This is a genomic window from Paenibacillus sp. EKM206P, from assembly GCF_011066155.1.
Classification (GTDB): domain Bacteria; phylum Bacillota; class Bacilli; order Paenibacillales; family Paenibacillaceae; genus Paenibacillus; species Paenibacillus polymyxa_D.
In genome coordinates, this window is sequence record NZ_JAAMNQ010000033.1 from 1 (window position 1) to 5,445 (window position 5,445).

1 protein-coding gene is annotated in these 5,445 nt (G+C 53.2%); it reads right to left on the reverse strand.

Features of this window, described 5'->3' with window-relative positions; genetic code table 11:
* Positions 1 to 5,445 (reverse strand): non-ribosomal peptide synthetase (locus tag G9G53_RS25475; protein ID WP_165150861.1); only part of this gene is annotated, 5,445 nt, incomplete at both ends.

The following is a 5,445-nucleotide window of genomic DNA, read 5'->3' on the forward strand; positions in this document are numbered from 1 at the left end:
CTGCCAAATGGACACTAACGTCTGCTCCAGTGCTGTGCGCGGCTCTACATAATCCGCTCCGCTTTGCAAGCTGCCCTCCGGTGCTGGCAGTGCCTTGCGGTCGATTTTACCGTTCGGTGTCAGTGGCATCTGCTCCAGCTGGATGAAATACGAAGGCACCATATAGTTGGGCAGATCCTCACCCAGTAAGCTACGCAGCTCCCCAGCGCTTACGTCTCTTTCAGCGACATAGTACGCCACCAGTTGGTTTTGCCCCTGTTCGTCCGCTTGGGCCAGTACGATGACCTCTTGCACGTCTTCCACTTTCAAGATTTGTGCCTCGACCTCACCCAGCTCGATCCGGTAGCCCCGGATTTTCACCTGATGGTCAATCCGGCCCAAATATTCGATGTTGCCGTCTGGCATCCATCTCGCCAAGTCACCCGTACGGTACATTCGTTCATAGCCTGCTTCACCAACCGCAAACGGGTTCGCTACAAATTTCTCCGCCGTCAGCTCTGGACGATCCAGATATCCACGCGCCAGACCTGGACCAGACACGCACAGCTCACCTGCTACGCCTACCGGAGCCAAATGTCCATGCCCATCCACCATGTATACCCGATGATTCGGCACAGGACGTCCAATGGAAATGAGTTGTCCAGCCCTTGCATCCTCGGACACCGGCCAGATGGACGTTGCAACTGAGTTTTCAGTTGGACCGTAGCCGTTGTAGTACGCCACTTGATCCTTCCACTTGTATACCAGTTCGGTGGAAGATGCTGAACCCGCAGTGAACAGAATACGCAGGTGTGGCATCCGCTCTGGCTCCAGATACACCGCATAGGTCGGCGGCAAAGCGGCCACCGTAATCCGGTGATTCGCCATATATTGCTCAAACCGCTCGTAGTTCAAAATCGTCTCTGTCGTTGGCACATATAACGTGGCTCCGCAGAACAGCGCTTGGAAGATTTCCCAGCAAGCCGCATCAAACGAATAGCTAGCGAACAGCAACGCATGATCCGACATGCGGATTCGAAGCGTCTGATCAAAATACGTTTTCAGATTGCACAGCCCGTGATGCTCCAGCATAACGCCCTTCGGCTGCCCTGTTGTACCCGATGTATAAATCACATACGCCAAATCATTTGGACCGGACCACGGCTCCAGGTTGGAACCATCCTCGTGATACACCGTTTGCGTTCCATCCAGCACCAGCACTTGGCCATCGATAACTGCTTTGTCCACCAGATGACTTTGTGTCAACAGTAGCTTCGCACCCGAGTCGTCCAGCATATAGCGGATACGCTCTTCCGGGTAGGTTGGATCGATGGGGACATATGCGCCTCCGGCTTTTAAAATCCCGAAGATGCCCACGATCATATCCACCGACCGCTCGGTCATCAGACCCACCAAACGATCTTTCGTCACGCCTTGACTGCGCAAGGTACGAGCCAGGCGATTGGCGCGTTCATTCAACTCGCGATAAGTCAGCGCTTCTCCTTCAAAGAACAAGGCTGTCTGCTCCGGTGTCTGCGCCGTTTGCGTCTCGAACAAGCCATGGATCGTTTGCTCGCTTGCATAGGTTGCTGCTGTATTCCCCCAAACCTTAACGATTTGCTCGCGCTCCTGCTCGTTTAACATATCCAGCTCATGTACACGGATGTCCGGATTCGCTGTCACCTGCTCCAGCAGTTGCACCAGATGGCCTCGGACTTGCTCTACACTTTCCCGTTCAAAGGCCAGGGCATTATAGCCAAAGCTCATGTGAATGGTGTTCCCGGGCAGTACCACCAGGTTAAAGTCATAGTTGGTCTGCTCGACAGACTCGGCTCCGGTGATCGTGAAGCTGGACTCATCACCGCTGCCTAATTGCTCGATTTGTTCCTCGACCGGATAGTTCTCAAAAATAAGAATATGATTGATCAAATCCTGCTTAAGCTCCGACAGTCCCTGAATTTCATACAACGGATACGTATCATAGGTATGGGAAGCAATCGATTGCTCCTGGGTTTGCTTCATCACATCGGAGAATAAACTGTCCACTTGACTGCGGATACGCACCGGAATCGTATTGATAAACAGACCAATGATGTGCTCCACATTCGGAATGTCTGCCGGACGTCCAGATACCACGCTGCCAAACACGACATCATCGGTGCCATTATATTTTTGCAGCAAAAGGCCCCAAACGGTCTGCATCAACGTATTGATCGTCACCTGATAACGCTTGGCTATGCGCTGAATACCAGCTGTGAGATCCGCGCCCAAATCAAAATCTAAACGCTCCGACTGATACCCCGTTTTGCCCTGAATTTTAGCCTGTGGCAAACGAGACTGCTCCTCATATCCTTCCAGAACCTTGCTCCAGTAGCTTGATGCGGCCTGACGATCCTGCTGCTCCAGCCATTCGATATATTGACTGTACGGCGTTACAGGGGCCAGTTCCGGTTGTTTATGGGCCAGGATCGCAAAATAGCTCGCAAACACTTCGTTGGTCACCAGCGACAAGCACCAGCCATCCATCACGATATGATGGAAACTCCATACAAAACGGTACGTCTCCTCACCTGTGCGCAACACAGCGACACGCATCAAGGCGTCTTGTGCTAGGTCAAAGCCTCTTTGCTTGTCTTTACGCGTAAATTCGAGCATGTATTCGTTTTGCTGCTCGTCCTTCATATCCCGCAAATCTTCCACATACAGTTCACTGCGCTTATTGCGGTACACAACCTGAAGCGGTTCATCCTGCCAGCCGCTGTAGAAGTTCGTGCGCAGTACCGTATGCCGCTGCATTAAAACATCCAAACTGGCCGCAAATGCAGCGATATTAAAATGTCCTCGCAGATCAAAGGAGGCCTGTTCAAAATAAGCTCCCGATTGCGAATCCATCAGATTATAAAAGAGCATCCCCTTTTGCATCGGCGTCAGTGCGTATACATTTTCCAAATCACCGGTATGTGCCGCCTGTTTCGCAATTTGTTCCAGTTCTCTAGTCGTCAGACCTTTGAAGGATACATCACTCGGGGTCAGTTCCGGCTGTTCCTGAGCGACGCAATGCGTAATCACCTCTTGCAAAGCGGATTGAAGCAGTCCTGCCACACGTTCCAGCGTTTCTTTACGATACTGCTTACGGCTGTAAGCAATCGTCAAGCGCAGCGTGCCTTCCGAGATCATCGCGTTTAAATCCAGCGTATATTGCAGCGGTGAATGTGCATCCTCTGTCTCCCCTGCACTATAGGGTGACAATGCGATTCCACTGTTTTGTAGATCCTGATCGACCTGACCCAAATAGTTAAAGCTGATTTCCGGTTCTGCTGCAATCGTATGCGCTTCATCCGATGCAGACGCAGGAGACAAGTAGCGCCAAGTTCCATAGGTCAGCCCTTTATGTGGAATCCGGCGCAGACCTTCCTTCGTTTCTTTAATCCGCTGAGCCAGTGTCATTTCCTTGCCGGTCTCCAGCAGCACTGGATACAAGCTCGTAAACCAACCTACGGTACGTGTAATATCCACCTCTTGCAGGATCGCTTCCCGGCCATGGCCCTCCAGATTCACCAGTACCTGTCCTGCGCCTGTCCAATTGTGCACCGCCAGTCCCAGCGCGGTCAGCAGCAAATCATTGACCTCGGTGTTGTAGGCGCGATGGACCTGCTTTAACAGTTGCTGCGTTTCAGCTTCGGTCCACTCTACCGTCAGCACTTCGCTGTCTGCGTTTAAGGAGCCCTCGTAGGTAAAATCCTTAGGCAGCGGTGCGGCTTCCGCTTTGGCCTGTTCCAGCTGCTTCCAATAAACTTCATCCGAGGCAGCCTCAGGACGGTTGGCGTAAGACGACAACTCCCGTGCCCATGCTTGGAAAGAATCCGTTTTATAGGGCAATCGTACAGGCTCACCCTTGCTCGCCTGCTCGTAGCCTGTCGAGAAATCTTCGAACAGAATCCGCCACGACACTCCGTCCACCACCAAGTGGTGAATAGCTATGAGCAAATGATCGCCCTCGGCTGTGTGGAACACTCCCAGCTTCACCAGCGGTCCTTCGGACAGGTGAATGCTGCTTTGAATTTCATTTACCTTCGCTTCCAGCGCTTCCGCATAGACTACTTGTTCACGGTAGTCTGCGGTTTCCAGCGTATACAACGCGCCTTCATCTACACCGCGTGTCCAAGCCGTATAACCTGCGGGAGCCTGACGGAAAACCGTACGAAGCGCATCATGATGCTTCACGATGTGATCCATGACTTGGCGAATCGCCGTCTCATCAAAGCCCTCGGCACGATAGAGCATGACCGCTTGATTAAAATGCTGCGGACGCTCGCGCTCCTGCGCAAAGAACCACTGCTGGATCGGAAGCAACGCGGTTTCCCCGCTTACTTCTCCTTGATCTGCCATACGGCTGACCTCATGCATATGCGGTGCCAGTGTTGCAACCGTTGGATACTGGAACAAATCCTTCATGTCCAGCTTATAGCCGGCCTGGAACGCACGCGATGCGATTTGGATGGCCTTGATGGAATCGCCGCCTAGATCAAAGAAATTGTCCAAAATACCGACTGTCTGCAGCCCCAGTACCGACTGCCAGACCGCTACCAGTGCGCGTTCTTGCGCCGTACGCGGCTCTGCATAATCAGCTCCAGTTTGCAGGCTGCCTTCCGGTGCTGGCAGGGCCTTGCGGTCAATTTTGCCATTTGGACTCAGCGGCATCTGCTCCAGCTGTACAAAGTACGATGGCACCATGTAGCTTGGCAGCTCCCGGCCTAGCTCACTTCTCAGCTCGCTGGCACCGATCTCTTGCCCAGCGACATAGTACGCCACCATTTGTTTTTGGCCCGTTTCAGCCGCACGAGCCATGACGACGGCTTCGCGTACCGATTCCACTTGGAGCAGCTGCGATTCCACCTCGCCCAGCTCAATCCGGTAGCCCCGGATTTTCACCTGATGGTCGATCCGGCCCAGATATTCAATGTTGCCGTCCGGCATCCATCTCGCCAAATCGCCGGTGCGATACATCCGTTCATAGCCTGCTTCACCACCCGAAAACGGATCAGTTACAAATTTCTCGGTCGTCAACTCCGGACGGTTCAGATAACCTCGTGCCACACCGACACCACCGATGCACAGCTCCCCTGCAACCCCGATCGGCTGCAATTGCTCCGTGCCTTCCTTCACGATGTACAGACGAATGTTTTGAATCGGTTTCCCGATGGGAATGACTGTATATTCCCCATCCGGCTCGCAATCAAAGTACGATACGTCCACCGTCGCTTCGGTTGGGCCGTACAGGTTGATCAGCTTCGCTCCCGCAAGGCTCGATACAAGCTGTTGGAACCGGGCCACATGCTGTGGTGGCAATGCTTCACCACTGGCAAAGACATGGCGCAGCGTTGCCAGTTTCGCTTGCATCACTTCCCGTGGCTGCTGCTCCACGTACTCCAGAAACGCATGCAGCATAGCGGGTACAAAGTGCAT